Here is a 19,200-nt window from a genome sequence, read left to right on the forward strand (position 1 = left end):
ATCAAGGGATCAGCGATGAACAACCCTTTGTCTCACGTCGGCCAGACGGCTCGGCCCGAAGGTGCCTCGCCCATCGCGAGTGCCCTGACCGACGTTCACCTGGGCGTGCGCTTCAGGGCCGAAGCCATTGCCCGCAATGAGCTGTACGAGGGTCGCTTCACCCTCCTCGAGGAGGGCATGGGAGGTGGCAGCGGCCGCGACGACAGCTACCGCCCTACCACGGACAACGCCTGGGCGACGCCCACCGAAGCGCTCACCTATGCCACCGAGGCCGCTCACCATGCCATCGAGGGCATCCCGCCTTTCACCAAGGGGCAGCCATCGGGCAAATGAGGCAGGCGGGCGGTGTCACGGGCCGGCGCCATAGCTGCGCGGCAGCAGGATGCGGAAGGCCGTGCCCACGCCGATGTCGGACTCGAGCTCGGTGGTCGCGTCGAGCAGGTCGCACAGGCGCTTGACGATGGACAGCCCGATGCCCTCGCCGACCTGCTGGCGCACCGGGCGCCTGTCCGCGGGCGATGCCTGCGCCTCGGCGAGGTCGACATTGACGTGGGTGATCGCGCCGGTGGCATGGTCGCTCGCGACCTGCCTGGATTGATCGGTGGCTTCCTCGAGGGCGCCGGCCAGTTGGGAGCCCGGGCCGGCATGGAAGCCCGGGCCGGTGTCCCTCACCTCGAAGAACCAGCGCTCCCGATCGCTGGAGACGCCGTCGCCACAACGGACGGTGATGCCGCCCGTATGGGTGTACTTGATGGCATTGATGACCAGGTTCTGGGCAATGCGCCGGATCTTGACCACGTCGCCCTCGACGGGCAGTGCCGTCGGGCCCTCGAAGCGCAGGTACAGGCCGCGCTCCTGCGCATGCGCTTGCAGGTCCTCGCACAAGGTGCCGAGCAAGGCGACGGCATCGACAGCCTCCAGATGGCGGTGCTCCAGCCCGCCCTGCAGTCGGGCCAGGCTGGTCACGTCATTGAGCAGATGGCTCAACGAGCCGACATTGCGATCCAGCAGGCGCAGGAAGCTGCTACGCGTCAGCTCGGAGGCCTTGGGCGAGGCCAGCCCCGCGGTCGCCGTGGCGACGACGCCGAGGTTGCCGCGCAGGTCATGCGCCGCCTGCTGCCACAGCCGTGCGCGCTCCTGCTCCAGCTCGCGCACGGATTGCAGCGCCTGCTCAAGATCACGGATGTGGCTGGTCGCCTCGATCTGCTGCAGCTGGAAATACTGCGACACGCTGGCGCTGATGGCATCGCCGCATTGCTGGGCCCAGATCCGGCGCGCTTCAGCCATGACGGCCGGACTCAGGGCGGGGTTGTCGACCGCGTACGCTTCCAACTCCACGACAACGCATTCGTTCAGCCGACCGAGTTCGCGGGTCACCTCGGCCAGGTCGAATCCCTGCTGCCAGCGATGCAGGCCATGGGCTGCCGCGTCCCCCTGCTGGCGCTCCTCATCGTCGGCCGCCGCCATCCCACCGCCGGCGAGCCTGCGCTCGAAGTCGACCAGCAGCGCGGGAATGTGGTCATGCAACTGGGCGCGGGGCAGTGCGGCCCCGGTGGTGAGCGCCGGGTCCGCCGTCACGGCGACGCGCCATGCCTGCAGGATGACGCCACGCCGCCGCTTCAGATATGCGCTCAGTGCCAAATGCTCGACGGCTTGCATCGGCGCATCCTTGTCCAACGAAATCAGGGCTCCATTCTGGGCTCAAAAGCCAGGCCGGCGTGAAGTTCGCTTGAGAGCGACGGCCACGTGCGCAGCCGCACGGACGGGCGCGCAATACCTTGTCAGCATGGGAGCCGTACCCAGGAGCCCGCATGTTCTACAGCGTCAGCCACGTCACCGCGGCCCATGTGAAGGCCGTGGACGGCGATATCGGCCCCATCGACGACGCGCTGTTCGACGACCACCACTGGGTCATCCGCTATCTCGTCGTGGATGCGGGCAGCTGGCTGGCCGAACGCGATGTGCTGATCTCGCCCTACTCCGTCAAGCAACCGGTGGGGCACGACGGCGTGATCAACGTCGCACTGACGCGCCGGCTCATACGCAGCAGCCCGCCGCTGGACATCGAACGCCCGGTCTCACGCCAGCAGGAGCAGGCGTTCGAGCGCCACTACCACTACCCGGCCTACTGGGACGGCGGTGGCCTGTGGGCGCTCGGCGCCATGCCTTATCCATCGGTCGCGCCGCGGCTCGATGCCGATCAGCAGATGGTTGGCAACTACCCGGCAGACATGCAGTTGCGCAGCACCGAGCAGGTGTGCAGCTACGAGGTGCAGGCCACCGACCACGGCATCGGCCAGGTGCAGGACTTCGTGTTCGACGACGAGAGCTGGCAGATCCGCTACCTGGTCGTGGACACCCAGAGCTGGTGGCCCGGCGGACGCAAGGTGCTGATCGCACTGCCCTGGGTGGACCGCATCGACTGGGCCCGCCAGCGCATCCACGTGTCGCTGACGCGGGAGCAGGTCAAGCGCAGCCCGGTCTACCAGGATGTCGCCACCATCCATCGCGACTACGAAGTCCTGCTGCACGCGAACTATCAACGCCCGGGCTATTGGGCCTGAGCCTTCAGCGCCATCGAAAGGCATGACCATGACCGCACGAGAAACCTATGTCGAGAACATCAAGCTTGAACTCGATGGTCTGAACGATCAGCTCAGCTCCTTCGAAACCAAGGTGACCCACGCCAGGCAGGACGCGCGCGAACGCTACGCCGCCGAGCTGGCCAAGCTGCGCGTGCATTCACATGACGCGCTGCTGAAGTGGGAGGCCTTGCAGACGTCCAACGAGGCCTCGTGGCACCAGTGGGTGTCCGACATGGACCACACGCGCGACGCCTTCATCCACGCCTTTCACGATTTCAAGGAGCGCCTTTGAAGCCGGCAGTTGCAGGGCGGTGGGCAGGGCGCAGCGTGATGTCGTTGCTGACGCCGGCCAATCCGGGCAGATAACGCACGCACTCGGCGGCATCCTGGCGTTGGTAGTTCCACAGCACTTCGCCCGACAGGGTCAGCCAGCCGGCCGTGGCGCTGGCCCTGACGCCGCAAGGGAGCAGCTCACGGTTCCAGGTCAGGGCACTCTGCGCCAGGTAGGCGAGCTCCGCGTCACAGAGCATGGGCAAGGCAGGTTGGCGGGGTGCGTTGGCGTTCATGCAAGGCTCCGCGGTGAATGATGTGCTGAGGCTGCGCGCCGCCACCGTTCGCGTCTGTGCGGCAGCCCACCTCGCACCCGACGCAGGCGTGCGCTGGCGCACCGTCAAAAGTCCCATGTCGCTCTAAGGTCGAGCCCGTCGCGGCCAGAAATCCTTCGACGGCCGGACGTTGATCCAGGAGCTCCCATGAAGAAGTTGATGAAGTCCAAGAGCAAACCCGCCGAACCCGCCGGCCACCCGCCCGTGCTGGACATCAAGCCGGAAGGGCCCAAGGTATCGGCTCCCACGCCGGAGCGCCACAAGTCTTCCGGTCGCCGAGGCCAGAAGGGCGGACGCTGAACGCCGTCAGCCGCTGAAGCGGTAGCGCAGCTTGCTCAGGCGGCCGTGCCAATAGGTCCGGCGCCCGTCCAGCAGCAACCAGGCCCACTCGCCGGCGAGCGGAACGCGCATGCCGTCCCGTATCGCCCAGTCCTTCCAGCGTCCCTCCCAGCGTGTCATCACCATGGCCCGGCCCACCCTGCGGCCGCGCGCCTCGGAGCGCACGGCCTCCACCAGGCCCGCGTCGCCGAAGCTAAAGCGCAGCGTCACCGACACCGCGCCATCCGTCAACGTGGCATCGGCACGCCGCGCGTCCACCGCGACCCATTGCACGCCCTGGCTGGGCAGCAGCGCCGTGGGGTACCAGGGGGCCTCGGCCAGGAAACGCATCAGCTCCGCGCGCGCCAGCTCGCCCTCACCTTGTTGGCGGGCCATGTCGATGAAACCCAGCAGCACCGCATGCAACAGGCCCGCGCCGGCCAGATAGCCGTCGTGCAGGCGCACGCTCAGCCCGGCGAACACGCCCACGCGGGCATTCCACAGAAAGCCCGGCCCGCGGGTCGCCACATGCTGCTCCGCCGTGAAGGGCTGGGAGCGCCCGCTCGCGGGCGACAGGCTGAGGAAGCCGCTCTGCGTCAGGTGCACGCCGCTCACCATGGGCTGGCCGGCGGTCAGTGCAGCGCGCAGATAGCGCTGCACGGGCGCCGGCAGGTCGTTCAGTTCGGCAGGATCGAAATGCGTCACGCCGGCCGGCCCGGGTTCGGCGCCGAGCCGGGCCGTCAACGCGCTGGACCGTGAGCACCACAGTCGATGGCCTCGCGCACCCAGCAGGGTGATCACGGCCGCCAGGGCCGCCACAAGAAGCAAAGCAGCGAGCAGCCAGAGCATGCGGGTGGCCGGTTTCGTTGAGTGAGGGGTCGTGCAGGCTCGCCGGCCCCAGGGGCACCGTCTGTGCGTTGGCGAACGCAGCCACCGCACAGACCGCGATGGGTTTCGCGTGCAGCCTTGGCCAGGAATCCTCTGCGAAAGCTGTCATGACCTCCGCCAACACCACCGCCACCGCCTCGGTCATGCCGAGCTTCACCGCCGCCAGCCCCGCGCCACCTCCCCCGACCGCGCCGCTGGAGAACCTGATGGACACGCTGCACAGGACCGGCCACTTCAAGCACTTGATCGCCGCCATCAAGGCCACCGGCCTGACCAGCCCATTCAATGCATCGGGCCCGCATACCTTGTTCGCACCCAACGACTTCGCGTTTGGCAAGCTGGCCAAGGAAGTGCTGATCGACCTGTACAAGCCCGAAGGCAAGGCCAGGCTGACCGCCATCCTGAGGCTGCACCTGGTGCCCCGCCGCGTGAAGGCGGCCGCCGCCGGCGACGCGCCCGCGCCGCTGAAGTCGCTGCAGGGCGACGAGCTCGCCATGAACACGGCCCAGGGCTTGAGGGTGAACGAAGCCCGCATCGTCGAGCGCGATCTGGAGGCGTCCAACGGCCTCATCCACGTGATCGATACGGTGCTGATGCCTGCTTCAGGCTGAACCCCGAGGTCCGCGCCGCCGTCAGTGCGCCACGCCACCCAGGGTGGCGTCCGGCGAGAACTTCATGCCCAGGCGGTAGCTCCTGCGGTCCTGCAGATAGCAGATGCAGGCTGCGCCTTCCAGACCGGCGCGATCGCTGACCGTGATCCAGCCCCGGTGATAGCGAATCAACCCCGCCGCCTGCAGGCAGCCTGCCGCCACGGTGACGCCGACGCGGCGCACGCCCAGCAGATGGGCCATGGCTTCCTGCGTGACCGCGAAGCCGTCGCCCAGGCAACGGTCCTGGCCCATCAGCAACCAACGCGCCAGCCGCGCCTGCAGTGCATGGAAGTGCAGGCAGGCCGACGCGGTGGCCGATTGCCGCAACTGCACATGCAGATAGCGCATCAGCAGCCGGCGCAACCCCGGGCTGGCGGGCAGCTCCTGGCGCAAGACCGAGGCGGGCATGGCCCACGCCTGCCCCTCCTGCTGCACCAGCACGGTCACCGGGCTGGCGGCCACGCCCAGCAACAGCTGGGCACCCAGCACACCCTCGCTGCCCACCATGCCCACCTGCAGCAAAGGATGGGCATCCAGCGGCGTGAGCAGCGATATGCAGCCGTGCAGCGGAAACAGCAGCGTCCGCGCGGGCATGTCCTGGACGGCAAGCCGCTGGCCACTGCGCAAAGGCACCTGGATGCTCTGCTTCAGCAGGCGTGTCTGCTCGGCGGCGGGCAGGTGGGCAAGCAACTGGTTGATGGCCATGTGCCAGTCTGGGCGCGACCCGCCCGCGGCGCTGTGCGCCAACGCACGCTGCCTAATGAGGTGGCAGCGGTCGGTTCAGCAGCCGGTCGTATTCATCCTTGACGACGCCGTAGCACTCGCAGCTGCGCTTTTCGAGGCCCAGGCGGTCGATCACCGTGATGCGGCCACGGGCGTAGTCGATCAGACCGAGCTTTTGCAGCTTCAGCGCCGCCTCGGTGACGCCTTCCCGACGCACGCCCAGCATGTTGGCAATCAGCTCCTGCGTCATCACCAGCTCATCGCCGGCGATGCGGTCCAGGCTCAGCAGCAGCCAGCGGCACAGCTGCTGCTCCAGCAGATGGTGGCGGTTGCAGACGGCCGTCTGCGCCATCTGCGTCAGCAGCGCCTGGGTGTAGCGCAGCAACAGGTGCATGCCCACGCCGTAGCGGTTGAACTCGATCTTGATGGTCGCGGCACTGAGCCGGTAGCAGCCCCCCGCGCTCTGCACGACGGCCCGGCTGGGCGTGGTCTCGCCGCCCATGAAGAGCGACACGCCGACGACGCCTTCGTAGCCCACCACGGCGATCTCGGCCGAGCCACCGTCCTCCAGCACATAGAGCAGCGACACGATGGCCGTGGTGGGGAAATACACATGGCTTTGCGGCCGGCCGGACTCGTACAGCACCTGGCCGAGTTCCAGCGGCACGCACTCGAGCTGGCCCGACCACCGTGCCCATTCCTCGTCGGGCAGGGCCGCCAGCAGGCGGTTGCTGCGGGGTGAAAGAGCGTCTAGCGGTGCAGGCATCTATCCCTTGTGCTGGTCACGGACAAATTGTGACTCTAGCCAGGGCGCGGCCGTCCGTGTGTTCGTTAGCGCACATAAGCCGCCACCCGGGGACGGCATGTCACTGCGTCAGCGCCAGCAGCACGTCGGCATACCAGGCCAGGTTGAGCCCCAGGGAAGCATCCGCGGTCGCGTCGCGCGTCTTCATGTCCATGCGCGACGCGTGCACGCCCAGGAGCTGCCAAGGCAGGCTGGGGTCACCCTCGGGGTCGTGGCGCACCACCGGCGCGCCGCTGCTGCCGCGATGCAGGGGCGCATCGGTGACGAAGCAGCCCTGGCCCTGGAAACGCACGCCGAAGGCCGAGGCCACGACGGCGCTGCGCACGACCGGCAGGTGGTGCAGCGTGTCATGGAAGCCCAGTGGAAAACCCGCCACCAGCAGCGCCTGGCCCAGGCGCACCGCGTGCATCTGCACCTGGATGTGGCGGGTGCCGAAGGCGCAGAACTGCGCGCCGCGAGGCATGGCCATGCCCGGAATCTCCAATGCCGCGACGTCGACGTCGCCCCCGCTGTCGCTGGCCTGGCGCCATTGCGGTATGCCATCGTCATACAGCGGCAACGAGATGCGGTGCTGATGCGTCAGGTCGATGCCGGCCGCATGCAGGCAGAACTCGACACGCTGCGGGCGGTGGTCCGAGCCGATATCCAGCAACACATGCCGGCTGGTGATCAGGAACAGATGGGGGCCACGCTGGAAGAAGAAACCGCTGGCAGCCGTCAACACGCGCGGGCCGATGAAAGTCTCCACCTGTGCGCAGGCGAGCAGCAGGGGATCCACGCTGTTGGCGCGCGACTGGACGGCATACATGGCGACTCCGGCAAAGTGGCGCCGCCGACCAGCGCAAACCGGCCCGGGCAGACCGGGCAAGGTTCCCGAGCTCTCGGTTCGCGGGGCCGACGGCGGCGCCATGCTGCGTGCACGATTTGCAGGCGTCGGTGCGCTGCCGCACGTAGCGGTGCACGGTCCGCAAGCGCCCCTTGAAAGCGTTCAGTGCGCTATCGAACCGACACGGCGGCGCAAAGCTGTCAAGCTGGTCACACCGAGGACCCGCCATGAAGATCTCTTTGATGAACGGCCCGCCGCCGCGCGCGCGCGCTGTCGGCCGGCTTGTCGCGGCCGGCATGCTCACCGCGCTCTGCGCTGCCCCTGTCCACGCCGAACTGATCGGCCTTGCCGACCTCCATGCCGGCTTCGCACGCGCCACCGCCGACCTCGCCGCCGACAGGACGGCCTGCGATCAGCGAGTCGGCAACCCGCGCGACGTCTGCCGCGAACAGGCCCTCGCCAAGGAAAGGGTGACCCGCGCTGAACTCGTGGTGGCAAGCACCGGCACACGCAAGTCACAGGACTACCTGGCTGCCGTCAAGCTGGATACCGCCTACGACGTTGCCCGCACGCAGTGCAACGACAAGACCGGCGATGCCAAGCGCGCCTGCACCCGGCAGGCCCAGGCCATGCGCAGCAAAGGCCTGGCCGCCCTGAAGCCGGACCCGCACATGACCGCCGCCCCGGTCGATGAGCACCGTGGGGCCGATGACAAGGCGGCTGCCGAGAAATGCAGCGCGTTGGCCGCCGACGCCCGCGCCCGCTGCATGGCTGCCGCCAAACCCCTCAAGGGTGGCAAGACCTGAGCCGCATGATTCGCATCGAACTGGAAGTCCAGCTGAAGTACGAGGTCAGCGCCCCGGGTGCCGACTTCATCTTCAACATCCACCCGGCGTACACGCCGTGCCAGAAGGTCTTCGCCGAGGACCTGCAGGTGAACCAGGGCGTCGAGTTGAATATTCAGACCGACCCCAGCACCGGCAACCGGCACCTGCGCCTTCAGGCGGCTCCCGGGGATCTCGAGATCCGCTATCAGGCCACCGTGGACCTGTCCCATCGCATGGATCACCCGGCGGACCTGCCCGAAGTCGCGGTCCACCAGCTGCCGCTCGACGTGCTGCAGTACATCTATCCCAGCCGCTACTGCCAGTCCGATCGCCTGATCAAGCTCGCGAGGGCCGAGTTCGGTGAGATCGCGCCAGGGCACAGCCGCGTGCAGGCCATCGCGGAGTGGATACGGAGCCGGGTGTCGTTCACGTCGAACACGTCGACCTCGACCACGTCGGCGGTCGACACCCTGATCGAGCGCAGCGGTGTCTGCCGCGATTTCACGCACCTGATGGTCGCGCTGTGCCGGGCCTTGAACATCCCCGCCCGGTTCGCGACCGGCACGGACTACGGCGCCGATCCTGCACTCGGCCCACCCGACTTCCACGCCTATGCCGAGGTGTATCTCGGCGGGCGCTGGTACATCTTCGACCCCTCCGGCACCGCGATCCCGATGGGCCTCGTGCGCTTCGGCACGGGGCGCGACGCCGCCGACGTCGCCTTCGCCACCATCTTCGGCACCGTCAACTCATGGGCACCGTGGATACGCACGACCGCCCACGAAGACCCTGCCGCCGGCCTGGTGCTGCCGCATCACAGCGACATGGCACTCTCCACGGATGCCAGCGCGGCCTGACGGTCGAGCGCGGCCAGCCACTGGGCTCCGGGCGAGCCGACAAGGTTCGAGCCCCGGCCTCACTCGCCAGCTGGCGCGACAGGCTCGGCGTGGCGGCAGAGCCAGGAGAAGTAGGCAATCTTGCCGCGCGGCCTGCTGTAGCGCTGCTTCCTGAACGTCAGGCGCACGCGTCCCGTCGGTGCGGCATCGATCTCGACGCACATCTCGTCGTCGAGTGCGCAGGCCGGATCCGGCAGGGATTTGCTGGCCTGGGCGATGTACTGGCCCGGCACGCGGGCCAGGATGCCGTTGTGATCAGCTGGGGCGAAACGTGACGGCACGCTGGGGTTGAGGGCTTCGGTCATGCCGCCATCGTGTCCGGGGGCAGGCTCACCAGGTGAGCCTGCCCAGAAACTCGACGGCCGTTGCGCGTACAACGCGTCAGCCACCGCTGTCACGAGCGCGTACGACGCCTTGCGACCCACCCCATCAGGGCCAGGCCGGACATCAGCAGCGCCGTGCTGCTCGCCTCGGGAACCGGGCTCGCGGCGCTGACGCCGGCCACGCGCGCGTTGAGCGTCCACAGCCCATCCAGCGTCATGTCGGACTCGTTGGCGAGGTTGACTGGCCGTCGCCAAGGGTCAGGCCGGCACGGCCGGCACCTGAGCGCCGCACACCCAGCACGGCGAGCAGCGAGCCGATGGCCGTCAGCGCGGCACCGCCGATGAGGCCGGCCTGCTGGCCGAGGGCGAGACCTGCGATGACGAGCAGCAGGGTGCCGGCCACCGTCCAGGCCAGCGGGCCCCAGTGCCGGCGCACGCGTGCGATCCAGGCCATGGCGCTGAGGTTCACGATCAGGGCGAGCAGCAGCAGCGGCCAGTACCGCTCCCAGCCGGGCACTTGGGGCAACGCCATCAGCCCCGTGGTGCTCAGGTAAGCAGCGCCGCAGACGGGACACTTGGGCAGCAGCGCCAGCAGCAGCGCCCACAGCGTGGGTGCAGCGCCAGCCACGGTCGCCGCCCTGGGCCGGGCGGGTTCGGCGGCCGGCGCGGCCACCGTGAGCTGCTGAATCTCGGCGGCAATCTCGGCTGGATCCCAATCCAGGCGCTCATGGGCTGCACGGATGCGACCGCTGGCGTCGAGCAGGTAGACCTCGATGCGGTGCCGGTTGACCAGCGAGCCCGCGAAGCCCACGCCGAGGCCGAAGTGGACCTGCAGTGCACCAAGCCCCCCGGTGGAGCGCAGCAGCCGGCAGTGCGGTCCCGGCACGAGGCCGCGGCTTTCGGCGTAGCCGCGCAGGCGATGCGGCAGGTCGAACTCGGGGTCGTAGGTGATGGCCACCAGGTTGACGGCCGCGTCGGCGCCTGCCAGCAGCTTCTGCAATTGGGCCAGCTTGGCGACGGTGAGCGAGCATTTGCGCTCGTTGTCGCAACGCGTGTAGAAGAAGGCCACCACGCTGGGTCGGCCGACAAAAACGTCGTTCCACGCATGGGCGGCGCCATCCTGGTCTTCGAAGCTCACCGATGCCGCCGGTGCGGCGAGGCTGGCCTCGCGCGCACGGCGGCGCCACAGCGGCGGCAACGCGCAGCAGTTGGCCTCCTCTTCATCGTCAGCCGCATCGGGCAGTGCCTGAAGGATGCCCGCCAACGCCTCGCGATGGTCGTCGGCCAAGCCGGCCGACTCGGCGGCCAACGCTGTCAGCGCGGGCTTGATGCCCTTCGCCTGCGGGCCCATCCAGCGCAGCGTGTCGAGGGCTTCCGCCAAGGCGGTGCGGGCGTCCATGGTGGCTGCCGCGCCGCCCCATTGGTCCAGGTCCACGAAGTCGTCACGGCGGGCCAGGGTTTGCAGTGCACGCAGCAGGCAGCCTGCAAACGCCGGCTGAGGCTGGCCTGCGCTGCGCAGGGCGCGGGCCGCCGCCGCGAGGACGTAGGGCTGGTGGCCGGTCTGCATCTCCTCCAGCACCAGGGGCAGGGCCGCGTCGCCCAGTGGCTCGCGGCCGAGGGCCACCAGCACCCAGCCGCGCCGGCGGGCCACCTCGGCCGAGCTGCACTCGGCATAGGCGATGTGCTCTTCCTGCAGCAGCGCCACGAGCGCCTGCGTGCGCGACCCGGCAGTCTCCAGCGCGCAGGCAGCCAAGACCTCCGCCTTCAACCGCTCCGGCGTCCATGGCAGCGAAGCGGTCGACACGGTGGCCTCAGCTGTAGCGGCCCTTGAAGCTCAAGACGGCCGTCTTCAGGCCGGCGTCAGCGGTGTTCTGGCCGAGGGTCTCGACCTTCTTCATCAGCGTCGCGTCGGACGCGAGCGCCGACTCTTCGCCGAACTGGGACAGCGCCGTGAGGCCGACGGCTCTTGCGTCATCGCTGTCGGAGTCGTCCATCGCGATGAGGCGCGCGCACTGCTGCATGCGCCGGGGCGCGAGGTGGTTCAGCGCGCTGGCGGCAATCTGGCGCAGCTCCATGGATTCCTTCTTGTCCTTCAGCACGCCCTCGAACAGGTCCACCGAGTTGCCGTCGGCGGCCAGCACGCGCAGTGCCTCGCGCCGGGCCAGTGCATTGGGGGGCTGCTTCTCGATCTTCCTCGCCACCGCGTAGGCGCCGGCGTGGGGGTCGTAGCTGAGGAGCTGCAGCGCCTTCTCGGGCGGCAGCAAGGCCCTGGCGGGGTTCTCCAGGCCGTCCAGCAGCAGGGCCTGGGTGTCGGCGTCCTGCTCGCGGGCCAGCAGGCCGAAGGCGCGCTGGCGCATCTCGGGGTCGGCGTCGCCGCGCAGCTCGCGCAGCACGGCCAAGTAAGTGGCCCGGTACTTGGCGAACGTGACGGGATCGAAGGCCGCGGCCTGCAAGGCCATCAGTGCCGCGTTGCGCAGCTGCGGGTTGCCGCCGCCATCCCGCAGCAGCTTGCAGACCGCGTCAAAGCTCCTCTTGCTGCCGGTCACGTCCGGGCCGAGGCGGATGAGTGCGGCCAGGCGCTGCTTGAGCGTGGCGCCAGCATCGGACAGCGCATCGGCCGCCGACATCGGCCTCGGGAGCGCGGCCCTCTTCACGACCGCCTTCACGATCGCCTTTTTGACAGCCTTCTTGACGGTCACGGCGGGCGTCGCTTTCGGCGCAGCGCTCTTGAGATGCGCTGGATTGCCCGAGAAGGCGGTTTTTGCCGCGGGCTTCTTGCGGGCCGTCGTCTTGGCCCCCGTGCGCTTTGCGGTCTTGGCAGTCACCATGATGTTGCGCTCCGAATGCAGGGGGTGTCAGGCCGCGGCGACGTCGTCGTACGCAAAGCCCAGCTTGGCGCCGCTGTTCGCAACGCCTTGGAAATCGAGCATATCCCTGACCCGCGGCACGGCGCCGGGCGCCGAGACGCAGGCCGAGCTCGCCATCGCGCCGCCGGGCGCCGTCGATGGCCGCGGCGGCGTCACGTCGCCGCCCCAGGGCCACAGCGAGTCCGGCAGGTTGTGGCCGATGAGCAGGTTGCCAGCAGGGGTTCCGGGGTCGTAGGCCGTGGCCTCCGAATCCTTGTAGCGCCGCACATCCTGCGCCTGCCACCTGGCCCACAGGCGGTCGACATTGCAATGCAGCAGGAAGAACAACGGGTCCTTCGCCGCGGTGGAGATGGACGAGATGCTGCCGCTGAAATAGCTGACATGGGCACTGCCGTGGGGATTGCCCTCCAATGCCTTGAAAAGCCGGTAGGTGTTGCCCAGAGCCAGCGTCTGCGCCTCGGTGCGGACTGAGGGGCTGGAGGCACTGCCGGGGCTGGCACCGAGCTGGCGCCGCGCGATGCCCTGCACGCCGTCGGTCGCCCAGAACTGCAGCGGGTTGGACGGGCTGAACTGCACGGTGCCGAGCGAGTCGGGCACACCGATGAAGTCCCGGGTGAACAGGTTGGGGGACGCCTTGTCGAAGCGCCAGTACGGCAGCGTCACGGAGCGGTCGATGGCCTGCAGTTCGCGCTCCAGGTCCAGCAGGTAGGCGCGATGCCAGGGCAGGAAGCCCGACGCGCCGTGGGCCTGGTCGCTCGCCGCTCCCGCCACGTGCATATTGCGGAAGTCGGCAAAGCGCCCGGTGCCCTTGTTGTTGAGCTTGGCCATCGCGCCGATGAAGCGGGCGCGCTCGCCGGCGGTCAGCAGGTCGGCGTTCCTGCGCACCCTGACCATCACCGGCAGGCGACCGACCTCGGTGTCCAGCGTGGAGACGACGATGCTGACGTCGCGGTCCGCCTTGCTGGGGGAACCGAACTTGCCGCGCACGTAGACGGTCTGCGACGTGCCGTTGGTGGGCAGCTTGACCTTGAGCGTCGTCGTGAACGTGCCGTCCGGCGTGGCGCAGAAGCGGATCGAGCCGCCGTCGGGCTGCCGCGCCTCCGACAGCGTCACCTGCACGCCCACGCCGATCGGCGCCTCCAGCAGCCGCAGGCGCAGCGGCGACGGCGCCCACGTGAGATAGCGAGCTGACTCGCTTGCGCTGTTGTTGACGTTGAAGTCGATGCGCATGCCGCCTTCCTCCCTGTGCACGACCACGGTGTTGTCCGGGCCTTGTTGCGCTGCATCCTAGGAGGGGACTGAGACGAGGGCATCCACACAATCGTGGAGAACCGCGAGGGAAACCGCGGCGACCGTGCCTGCACGCCATGACTATCCCAAAGGCGACGGCCATGCGGCTCGGCGTGCCCGGTGTGAAGTCAATCGCCCCAGCTCACCACACCAATGCAGGCAGTTCGTGAAAGACCCGGCGGGTGCCGGCAATCCAGTGGCGCTTGAGCACCTCGAAGTAGGGGTCGCCGGCATCGAAGCGGCGCTTCATGCTGACGTTGAGTGAATCGCGCGCGTAGCACAGCAGGTCGATGGGCATGCCCACGGACAGATTGCTGAGCATCGTCGAGTCGTAGGAGACGAGCACGCATTTGGTCGCGTCTTCCATGCTCGCGCCGTGCGTGACCGCGAGGTCGAGGATGGGCTTGCCGTACTTGGCCTCGCCCGTCTGCAGGAAGGTGGTCTCGGTGCCGGCCTCGATGAAGTTGCCTTCGGCGTAGATGCGGAAGAGGCGCATGTCCTCGCCGGCAATCTGCCCACCGAGGATGAACGAGGCGTTGAACTTGAGGCCGCCGCTTTCCAGGAAAGGCCCGTCACGGCGCTCGATGTCGCGCATCGCGTCGGCGACCAGGTTGGCGACATCGAACATCGACGTCACCGACCAGATGTGCGGCGCGCCCGCCGCTGCCCGCTGCCGCAGCACACCGATCACCGCCTGCGTGGCGGCAAGGTCGCCCGAGCTGAGCAGCACCAGCACGCGGTCGCCAGCGCGCTCGAAGACGGTCATCTTGCAGAAGCTGGCGTAGTTGTCGACACCGGCATGGGTGCGGGAGTCGCTGGCGAAGATCAGGCCGTCGTCCAACTTGACGCCGACACAGTAGGTCATTGCGCGCCCGCCTCGGCGGCCTCGACCACATCGGCCCACACCCGGAAGCTCTCCAGCCGGTTGGGGCCGAAGGTGCTCGACAGTGCGACGTCGCTGGCGTCACGGCCACGCGCGATCAGCACCCGCCCGATGCGCGGCACGTTGTTGCGGGCGTCGAAGGTGTACCAGCGGTCGCCCAGGTAGGCCTCGAACCAGCCGGCAAAGTCCATCGTGCCCCAGGGCTGCGGCGTGCCGTAGTCGCCGAGATAGCCGGTGCAGTAGCGCGCCGGGATGTTCATGCATCGGCACAGGGCGATGGCCAGATGCGCATAGTCGCGGCAGACGCCCTCGCCTTCGTTGTAGGCCTCCAGCGCCGTACGGGTGCGGCGCGCATGCTCGTAGCCGAACTCGATGTGCCCGTGCACGAAATCGCAGATTGCCTGCACGCGTGCCCAGCCCGTGGGGCCGTCGGCGAAGCGCTTCCAGGCGATCTCTGAAAGTTGATCGGTCTCGCAGTAGCGGCTGCCCAGCAGATAGACCAAGGTCGACTCCGGCAGCGTCTCGACGGGGTTCTGTTGCGCGTCGGGCGCCACGATGTCGGCCAGGCCGCTGTCGTTGACGATGGCATCGGTGCTGAGGGTGAAGCGCCCTGCGGGAGCAACGAGGCGGCTGCACCAGTTGCCGAACAGGTCGCGGTAGGCAGTGACCGGCACGGAGGGACTGGTCAGCAGATGGTCGGGGCGGACCAGGTCCGACGCGCGGGAGTAGTGGATGCTGAGCTGCAGGATCATCGGCGTGGGCTGTTCGCAGTGATGAACCATCTCGAATCCGACGCGGAACTGCATGCTGGGTCCTTGGCAAACGACAAGGATGACCGGCCATCGTCCGGCCGTCTGTCTGGCAGCGTACACAGCGCGCAGGACGAGTCACCGGAACGGCTCATCCCCCCAAATCTGCAGTCTGTCGCGCCGCGCTAGGTCCCCCCCGGGGGCGGAGATATGGTGTGCTACATCAGCAACACACCTCGGAGCTCCCATGACTCCCACCTGGACTGACCAGGCGCCGATCTACCAGCAGCTGGCCGACCGTCTGGCCGTGCAACTGCTCGACGGCAGCCCCCCGGAAGGCGAGGCCCTGCCCTCTGTGCGCATGCTCGCCAGCCAATACGTCATCAACCCGCTGACGGTCACGCGGGCGCTGCAGGCGCTCAGCGATCACGGCCTGATCGAGTCGCGCCGCGGCCTGGGCATGTTCGTCATGACGGGCGCCCGCGAGCGCCTGCTGCGCCAGGAACGCGAACAGTTCCTGCAGAAGGACTGGCCGGCGCTGCGCGCCAAGCTCAAGCGCCTGGGCCTGAATGCCAAGGATCTGAACTGGGAGTCGACATGAACCTCATCGAAGTCAAGAACGTCTCGCTGCGCTACGGCAAGAAAACCGCGCTGAACGACGTCTCCGTCACCGTGCCCAAGGGCCGGGTCGTCGGCCTGCTGGGCCACAACGGCGCGGGCAAGACCTCGCTGATGAAGGCCATGGTCGGCCTGCTGCCGGTGCAGGGCGAAATGAGCGTGCTGGGCATGGAGCCCACCAAGCACCGCCAGCAGCTGCTGACCGAGCTGAGCTACATCCCCGACGTGGCCGTGCTGCCGCGCTGGGCACGCGTGCATGAGCTGATCACGCTGATGACGCGGCTGCAGCCCAAGTTCTCCGCCGAGCGCGCCCGGGCCCTGCTCAAGCGCACCAGCGTCGGCGAGGGCGACAAGGTCAAGAGCCTGTCCAAGGGCATGGTGGCCCAGACCCACCTGGCACTGATCGCCGCCATCGACGCCAAGCTGATGATCCTGGACGAGCCGACGCTGGGCCTGGACGTGGTGTCGCGCAAGAGCTTCTACGAGATGCTCATCGACGAGTGGTGCGATGGCGAGCGCAGCGTGCTGATCTCGACCCACCAGGTCGAGGAGGTCGAGGCGCTGCTGAGCGACGTGATCATGCTGGACGAGGGGCGCGTGGCGCTGTCCATCAGCCTGGAGGACATCGACCGCCGCTTCGTGGCGCTGAACCACGACCCGGCCGCCGCCGATGCGATGGCCGCCGCCCACCCGCTGCTGCGCTACCGCGAGCAGGGGCGCACGACGTCGCTGTTCGACGGCGCGCCGCCCGAGCACATCACGAGCCTGGGCCAGCGCGTGCGCCCCAGCCTCGTCGACCTCTTCATGGCGCTGACCCGCAACCCGGCGCTGAACGGCAAGCAAGCCTGAAGGAAACGTGATGAAAACCCATATCCCCACCCTGCTGCTGCGCGAGTGGATGCAGCACAAGCTTGGCTGGCTGATCGCCGCTTTCGCGCCCCCCATCCTCTTTCTGGGCATGCTGCCGTTCGGCCACATGGACGGCAGCCCCAGCATTCCCCCGGAGCTGATTGCGCTGATCGTGCTGGTGGCCAGCGGCTGCATCGTCTACGCGATCTGCCTGCTGGTGGCGCTGTTCCAGTTGCCCGGCCTGGCGCGGCGCGACGCGCAGGACCGCTCCATCGAGTTCTGGCTGTCACTGCCCGGGCGGCCCAGCGAGAGCATCGTCTCCACGGTGCTGGCCCATGCCTGGCTGGCCCCGGTGGGCGGGGCCATCATCGGCACGCTGTTCGGGCTGCCGATCGCGCTGACGGGCCTCGGCATCAAGTTCGGTTGGGGCAGCGCGTTCGGACTGAACTGGGGCGAAGTGCTGGCGGCCGCCACACCGCTGCTGCTGCGCGGCATGGTTGGCACCGTGCTGCTGACGCTGTGGCTGCTGCCGGTGATCATGGTGCTGATGGCGGCTTCGGCCTGGCTCAAGCGACTGGGCGTGCCGCTGGTGCTGGTGGGCGGCGGCGTGGCCACTGCCGTGATGCACAACGTCTATGGCATCGACTGGCCGCTGAATGCGCTGATGGACCTGAACCAGCACATCAACCACTCGCTGGTGTACGACGGCCATGCGCTGATGCGCACGCTGCAGTCCGAGGACAGCCTGGGGGCCGCGATGGTCGCCGACCTGGGCCGGTCGCTGGCGGAACTGGCCTCGCTGTCGTTCGTCGGCTGGATGGCCGTGGCCGCCGCGGGCTTCGCCCTGGTGGTGGTGAAGCGCTCGCGCGGTGGCTGAACGAGGCTGATCAGGCCGGCTTGCCGGCCAAGCCTTCAGCCGATAGCGGCACGATGCGTGCCGCCATTTCCTTGCGGAAGCGGTTGAGCTCCTGCACGGTCGCGAAGCTGCGGTCCATCAGCAGGCTCATGTTGTGCAGGATGCGCTCGACGACCTTGTTCTCCCAGACGGAGTCGAACTGGATCTGCGTGTCCAGCCAGCGCTCCAGCCACTCGGGGTCGGGCAGGCGGCTCTGGATGGTGTCGCGCGGGAAAAGCTTGGCGTTGACGTGCAGATTGGTCGGATGCAGGGCCTGGGCCGTGCGGCGGGCGCTGGCCATCAGCACACCCACCTTGGCGAAGGCGGCGCGCGCCTCATCACCGAACTTGACCATAGCGCGCTTCATGTAGCGCAGGTAGGCGCCGCCATGGCGGGCCTCGTCACGCGACAGGGTCTCGTAGATGGCCTTGATGACCGGCTCGTTGTGCCATTCGGAGGCGCGGCGGTACCAGTGGTTCAGGCGGATCTCGCCGCAGAAATGCATCATCAGCGTTTCCAGCGCCGGGGCGGGGTCGAAGTCGAAGCGCACTTCGTGCAACTCGGCCTCGGTGGGCACGAGGTCGGGGCGGAAACGCTTCAGGTACTCGATCAGGACCAGGCTGTGCTTCTGCTCCTCGAAGAACCAGACCGACATGAAGGCCGAGAAATCGCTGTCCTCGCGGTTGTCGCGCAGGAACATCTCGGTGGCGGGCAGGGCCGACCACTCGGTGATGGCGTTCATCTTGATCGTCTGGGCCTGTTCATCGGTCAGCTGGCTGGCGTCGAACTTGTCCCAGGGAATGTCCTTGTCCATGTTCCAGCGCACGGCTTCGAGTTGCTTGAACAGTTCGGGGTAAAGCATGTCGGGTCCTCGTTTAGACGTGGGATTCTAAAAGTTCGCGCCGGCGTGTCATTTCCGGCCCTACGGCGCCAAGGCCATCCAGGCAGGCACGCCCTGCGGTAACCCCGGCAAACGCAGTGCCTTCCCGCCTTGGCGCAAGCCGCAGCCCAGGACACGGCCAGAAATATTCGACAAAGCGGCTTACACGTCCTACTGTTTGTAATCCTGCCATCGCGGCGCGCAGGGGTGCAAGACAGCCCATGGCGACGACAACAATCGTCACAGGAACCCGGTACAGCGCCTTGGAATTCCGCACTCGGTGCCCACTCTCAAGCTACACACCCAGTGAAAACCCGAGTCCACCTCGACTCGTACTGTCCGTTCAACCAGGAATTTAGGTCGCGCAACCTCTCTGATATTCAGAGCTGCAATCTCGCAAGCCGTTCTCCTCCTCCTCCCTCCCTCCCTCGTTGGCTTCGAGGCGTTCTGCGACCGCTTTTATGACCCAAGGCTCGCGTCATCACGACGCGGGCCTTCTTTTTGGCAGGCCTATTTCAGCCAGCCCTTGCGGCGGAAGTAGATGAAGGGGGCGGCAACGGACAGCAGCATCAGCACGAGGGCGAAGGGATAGCCCCAGCTCGACTCCAGCTCCGGCATGTTCTTGAAGTTCATGCCGTAGATGGATGCGATCAAGGTGGGCGGCAGCAAGGCGACGCTGGCCACCGAGAAGATCTTGATGATCTTGTTCTGGTTGATGTTGAT

General features: G+C 67.9%; 25 protein-coding genes. 10 read left to right on the plus strand and 15 right to left on the minus strand.

Annotated elements, in window-relative coordinates; genetic code table 11:
- Positions 1 to 15 precede the first annotated feature (15 nt).
- Positions 16 to 333: a hypothetical protein gene (locus tag AC1D2H_RS12010; RefSeq protein WP_478011095.1), complete on the plus strand. Its 318-nt coding sequence runs from the start codon at positions 16 to 18 to the stop codon at positions 331 to 333.
- Between the two features lie 15 nt (positions 334 to 348).
- Here the strand turns inward: AC1D2H_RS12010 and AC1D2H_RS12015 are convergent, their stop codons facing one another.
- On the minus strand, positions 349 to 1,659 hold the full coding sequence (locus tag AC1D2H_RS12015) for an ATP-binding protein (protein ID WP_478011096.1): 1,311 nt from the start codon (positions 1,657 to 1,659) through the stop codon (positions 349 to 351).
- Between the two features lie 152 nt (positions 1,660 to 1,811).
- Here AC1D2H_RS12015 and AC1D2H_RS12020 point away from each other — a divergent pair, with 152 nt between their 5' ends.
- Positions 1,812 to 2,564 (plus strand): PRC-barrel domain-containing protein, encoded by a 753-nt coding sequence (locus AC1D2H_RS12020; RefSeq protein ID WP_478011097.1) that lies wholly within the window; start codon positions 1,812 to 1,814, stop codon positions 2,562 to 2,564.
- Between the two features lie 28 nt (positions 2,565 to 2,592).
- On the plus strand, positions 2,593 to 2,877 hold the full coding sequence (locus AC1D2H_RS12025; protein ID WP_478011098.1) for a sll1863 family stress response protein: 285 nt from the start codon (positions 2,593 to 2,595) through the stop codon (positions 2,875 to 2,877).
- Here AC1D2H_RS12025 and AC1D2H_RS12030 read toward each other — a convergent pair.
- Positions 2,861 to 3,151, minus strand: a complete 291-nt coding sequence (locus tag AC1D2H_RS12030; protein ID WP_477934859.1) for a BON domain-containing protein — start codon at positions 3,149 to 3,151, stop codon at positions 2,861 to 2,863. The two genes, AC1D2H_RS12025 and AC1D2H_RS12030, sit on opposite strands and share 17 nt — an antisense overlap.
- Positions 3,152 to 3,337: 186 nt before the next feature.
- Here AC1D2H_RS12030 and AC1D2H_RS12035 point away from each other — a divergent pair, with 186 nt between their 5' ends.
- On the plus strand, positions 3,338 to 3,490 hold the full coding sequence (locus AC1D2H_RS12035) for a hypothetical protein (protein WP_478011099.1): 153 nt from the start codon (positions 3,338 to 3,340) through the stop codon (positions 3,488 to 3,490).
- A 6-nt stretch (positions 3,491 to 3,496) separates the two neighbouring features.
- Here AC1D2H_RS12035 and AC1D2H_RS12040 read toward each other — a convergent pair whose 3' ends face one another.
- Positions 3,497 to 4,357: a DUF6920 family protein gene (locus tag AC1D2H_RS12040; RefSeq protein ID WP_477934863.1), complete on the minus strand. Its 861-nt coding sequence runs from the start codon at positions 4,355 to 4,357 to the stop codon at positions 3,497 to 3,499.
- Positions 4,358 to 4,503: 146 nt separating this feature from the next.
- Between AC1D2H_RS12040 and AC1D2H_RS12045 the strand changes: the two genes are divergently transcribed.
- Positions 4,504 to 5,007, plus strand: a complete 504-nt coding sequence (locus AC1D2H_RS12045; protein WP_478011100.1) for a fasciclin domain-containing protein — start codon at positions 4,504 to 4,506, stop codon at positions 5,005 to 5,007.
- Positions 5,008 to 5,028: 21 nt separating this feature from the next.
- Here the strand turns inward: AC1D2H_RS12045 and AC1D2H_RS12050 are convergent, their stop codons facing one another.
- From AC1D2H_RS12050 to AC1D2H_RS12060, 3 genes are all read right to left on the minus strand, one after another.
- Entirely contained in the window at positions 5,029 to 5,751 is a 723-nt protein-coding gene (locus AC1D2H_RS12050; protein WP_477934867.1) for a Crp/Fnr family transcriptional regulator, read from the minus strand.
- A gap of 52 nt (positions 5,752 to 5,803) precedes the next feature.
- The gene (locus tag AC1D2H_RS12055) at positions 5,804 to 6,535 is read right to left on the minus strand and encodes a Crp/Fnr family transcriptional regulator (RefSeq protein WP_478011101.1); all 732 of its coding nucleotides are present in this window, start codon (positions 6,533 to 6,535) and stop codon (positions 5,804 to 5,806) included.
- 100 nt (positions 6,536 to 6,635) lie between these two features.
- Complete coding sequence (locus tag AC1D2H_RS12060; protein WP_477934870.1) at positions 6,636 to 7,382, minus strand: trypsin-like peptidase domain-containing protein; 747 nt, start codon at positions 7,380 to 7,382, stop codon at positions 6,636 to 6,638.
- Positions 7,383 to 7,642: 260 nt separating this feature from the next.
- Between AC1D2H_RS12060 and AC1D2H_RS12065 the strand changes: the two genes are divergently transcribed.
- Together AC1D2H_RS12065 and AC1D2H_RS12070 are read left to right on the plus strand one after the other, a co-directional pair.
- Positions 7,643 to 8,206, plus strand: coding sequence for a hypothetical protein (locus AC1D2H_RS12065; protein WP_478011102.1), 564 nt, complete (start codon positions 7,643 to 7,645; stop codon positions 8,204 to 8,206).
- Between the two features lie 5 nt (positions 8,207 to 8,211).
- Positions 8,212 to 9,084 carry a transglutaminase-like domain-containing protein gene (locus tag AC1D2H_RS12070; RefSeq protein ID WP_478011103.1) on the plus strand — a complete coding sequence of 291 codons (873 nt, stop codon included), beginning with the start codon at positions 8,212 to 8,214 and terminating at the stop codon, positions 9,082 to 9,084.
- Positions 9,085 to 9,143: 59 nt separating this feature from the next.
- Here AC1D2H_RS12070 and AC1D2H_RS12075 read toward each other — a convergent pair whose 3' ends face one another.
- From AC1D2H_RS12075 to AC1D2H_RS12105, 7 genes are all read right to left on the minus strand, one after another.
- Entirely contained in the window at positions 9,144 to 9,428 is a 285-nt protein-coding gene (locus tag AC1D2H_RS12075) for a hypothetical protein (RefSeq protein ID WP_477934876.1), read from the minus strand.
- An 89-nt stretch (positions 9,429 to 9,517) separates the two neighbouring features.
- Positions 9,518 to 9,664, minus strand: coding sequence for a PEP-CTERM sorting domain-containing protein (locus AC1D2H_RS12080; protein ID WP_478011104.1), 147 nt, complete (start codon positions 9,662 to 9,664; stop codon positions 9,518 to 9,520).
- The gene (locus AC1D2H_RS12085) at positions 9,661 to 11,250 is read right to left on the minus strand and encodes an SCO family protein (protein ID WP_478011105.1); all 1,590 of its coding nucleotides are present in this window, start codon (positions 11,248 to 11,250) and stop codon (positions 9,661 to 9,663) included. Before AC1D2H_RS12085 ends, AC1D2H_RS12080 begins: the two co-directional genes overlap by 4 nt.
- Positions 11,251 to 11,257: 7 nt before the next feature.
- Positions 11,258 to 12,274 (minus strand): hypothetical protein, encoded by a 1,017-nt coding sequence (locus tag AC1D2H_RS12090; RefSeq protein ID WP_478011106.1) that lies wholly within the window; start codon positions 12,272 to 12,274, stop codon positions 11,258 to 11,260.
- 27 nt (positions 12,275 to 12,301) lie between these two features.
- Complete coding sequence (locus tag AC1D2H_RS12095) at positions 12,302 to 13,543, minus strand: tyrosinase family protein (RefSeq protein WP_478011112.1); 1,242 nt, start codon at positions 13,541 to 13,543, stop codon at positions 12,302 to 12,304.
- A 202-nt stretch (positions 13,544 to 13,745) separates the two neighbouring features.
- Complete coding sequence (locus tag AC1D2H_RS12100) at positions 13,746 to 14,468, minus strand: proteasome-type protease (RefSeq protein WP_477934884.1); 723 nt, start codon at positions 14,466 to 14,468, stop codon at positions 13,746 to 13,748.
- On the minus strand, positions 14,465 to 15,292 hold the full coding sequence (locus AC1D2H_RS12105) for a transglutaminase-like domain-containing protein (protein WP_477934886.1): 828 nt from the start codon (positions 15,290 to 15,292) through the stop codon (positions 14,465 to 14,467). The genes AC1D2H_RS12100 and AC1D2H_RS12105 overlap by 4 nt, the downstream gene beginning before the upstream one ends.
- A gap of 190 nt (positions 15,293 to 15,482) precedes the next feature.
- On the opposite strand from AC1D2H_RS12105, the gene AC1D2H_RS12110 reads away from it, so the two are divergent.
- From AC1D2H_RS12110 to AC1D2H_RS12120, 3 genes are read left to right on the plus strand one after another with little or no spacing between them, the layout of a single operon-like run.
- On the plus strand, positions 15,483 to 15,836 hold the full coding sequence (locus AC1D2H_RS12110) for a GntR family transcriptional regulator (RefSeq protein ID WP_477934896.1): 354 nt from the start codon (positions 15,483 to 15,485) through the stop codon (positions 15,834 to 15,836).
- Positions 15,833 to 16,702, plus strand: coding sequence for an ABC transporter ATP-binding protein (locus AC1D2H_RS12115; protein ID WP_478011107.1), 870 nt, complete (start codon positions 15,833 to 15,835; stop codon positions 16,700 to 16,702). Before AC1D2H_RS12110 ends, AC1D2H_RS12115 begins: the two co-directional genes overlap by 4 nt.
- A 10-nt stretch (positions 16,703 to 16,712) precedes the next feature.
- Positions 16,713 to 17,579, plus strand: coding sequence for a hypothetical protein (locus AC1D2H_RS12120; RefSeq protein ID WP_478011108.1), 867 nt, complete (start codon positions 16,713 to 16,715; stop codon positions 17,577 to 17,579).
- A 10-nt stretch (positions 17,580 to 17,589) separates the two neighbouring features.
- Here AC1D2H_RS12120 and AC1D2H_RS12125 read toward each other — a convergent pair whose 3' ends face one another.
- Entirely contained in the window at positions 17,590 to 18,459 is an 870-nt protein-coding gene (locus tag AC1D2H_RS12125; protein ID WP_477934901.1) for a ferritin family protein, read from the minus strand.
- A 528-nt stretch (positions 18,460 to 18,987) separates the two neighbouring features.
- Positions 18,988 to 19,200, minus strand: a 213-nt coding sequence (locus AC1D2H_RS12130) for a CorA family divalent cation transporter (RefSeq protein WP_478011109.1), incomplete at its 5' end; no start/stop codon positions are given.

The sequence above is a fragment of the Roseateles sp. P1_C1_2 genome (assembly GCF_056406535.1).

Excerpts from the sequence above, each read along its gene's own strand:
- AC1D2H_RS12110 (WP_477934896.1), top strand. The coding sequence starts at position 15,483 with ATGACTCCCACCTGGACTGACCAGGCGCCGATCTACCAGCAGCTGGCC.
- AC1D2H_RS12010 (WP_478011095.1), top strand. The coding sequence starts at position 16 with ATGAACAACCCTTTGTCTCACGTCGGCCAGACGGCTCGGCCCGAAGGT.
- AC1D2H_RS12075 (WP_477934876.1), bottom strand. The coding sequence starts at position 9,428 with ATGACCGAAGCCCTCAACCCCAGCGTGCCGTCACGTTTCGCCCCAGCT.
- AC1D2H_RS12035 (WP_478011099.1), top strand. The coding sequence starts at position 3,338 with ATGAAGAAGTTGATGAAGTCCAAGAGCAAACCCGCCGAACCCGCCGGC.
- AC1D2H_RS12100 (WP_477934884.1), bottom strand. The coding sequence starts at position 14,468 with ATGACCTACTGTGTCGGCGTCAAGTTGGACGACGGCCTGATCTTCGCC.
- AC1D2H_RS12030 (WP_477934859.1), bottom strand. The coding sequence starts at position 3,151 with ATGAACGCCAACGCACCCCGCCAACCTGCCTTGCCCATGCTCTGTGAC.
- AC1D2H_RS12015 (WP_478011096.1), bottom strand. The coding sequence starts at position 1,659 with ATGCAAGCCGTCGAGCATTTGGCACTGAGCGCATATCTGAAGCGGCGG.
- AC1D2H_RS12080 (WP_478011104.1), bottom strand. The coding sequence starts at position 9,664 with ATGACGCTGGATGGGCTGTGGACGCTCAACGCGCGCGTGGCCGGCGTC.
- AC1D2H_RS12105 (WP_477934886.1), bottom strand. The coding sequence starts at position 15,292 with ATGCAGTTCCGCGTCGGATTCGAGATGGTTCATCACTGCGAACAGCCC.
- AC1D2H_RS12095 (WP_478011112.1), bottom strand. The coding sequence starts at position 13,543 with ATGCGCATCGACTTCAACGTCAACAACAGCGCAAGCGAGTCAGCTCGC.
- AC1D2H_RS12045 (WP_478011100.1), top strand. The coding sequence starts at position 4,504 with ATGACCTCCGCCAACACCACCGCCACCGCCTCGGTCATGCCGAGCTTC.
- AC1D2H_RS12120 (WP_478011108.1), top strand. The coding sequence starts at position 16,713 with ATGAAAACCCATATCCCCACCCTGCTGCTGCGCGAGTGGATGCAGCAC.
- AC1D2H_RS12070 (WP_478011103.1), top strand. The coding sequence starts at position 8,212 with ATGATTCGCATCGAACTGGAAGTCCAGCTGAAGTACGAGGTCAGCGCC.
- AC1D2H_RS12040 (WP_477934863.1), bottom strand. The coding sequence starts at position 4,357 with ATGCTCTGGCTGCTCGCTGCTTTGCTTCTTGTGGCGGCCCTGGCGGCC.
- AC1D2H_RS12055 (WP_478011101.1), bottom strand. The coding sequence starts at position 6,535 with ATGCCTGCACCGCTAGACGCTCTTTCACCCCGCAGCAACCGCCTGCTG.
- AC1D2H_RS12060 (WP_477934870.1), bottom strand. The coding sequence starts at position 7,382 with ATGTATGCCGTCCAGTCGCGCGCCAACAGCGTGGATCCCCTGCTGCTC.
- AC1D2H_RS12050 (WP_477934867.1), bottom strand. The coding sequence starts at position 5,751 with ATGGCCATCAACCAGTTGCTTGCCCACCTGCCCGCCGCCGAGCAGACA.
- AC1D2H_RS12115 (WP_478011107.1), top strand. The coding sequence starts at position 15,833 with ATGAACCTCATCGAAGTCAAGAACGTCTCGCTGCGCTACGGCAAGAAA.
- AC1D2H_RS12090 (WP_478011106.1), bottom strand. The coding sequence starts at position 12,274 with ATGGTGACTGCCAAGACCGCAAAGCGCACGGGGGCCAAGACGACGGCC.
- AC1D2H_RS12065 (WP_478011102.1), top strand. The coding sequence starts at position 7,643 with ATGAACGGCCCGCCGCCGCGCGCGCGCGCTGTCGGCCGGCTTGTCGCG.
- AC1D2H_RS12125 (WP_477934901.1), bottom strand. The coding sequence starts at position 18,459 with ATGCTTTACCCCGAACTGTTCAAGCAACTCGAAGCCGTGCGCTGGAAC.
- AC1D2H_RS12020 (WP_478011097.1), top strand. The coding sequence starts at position 1,812 with ATGTTCTACAGCGTCAGCCACGTCACCGCGGCCCATGTGAAGGCCGTG.
- AC1D2H_RS12025 (WP_478011098.1), top strand. The coding sequence starts at position 2,593 with ATGACCGCACGAGAAACCTATGTCGAGAACATCAAGCTTGAACTCGAT.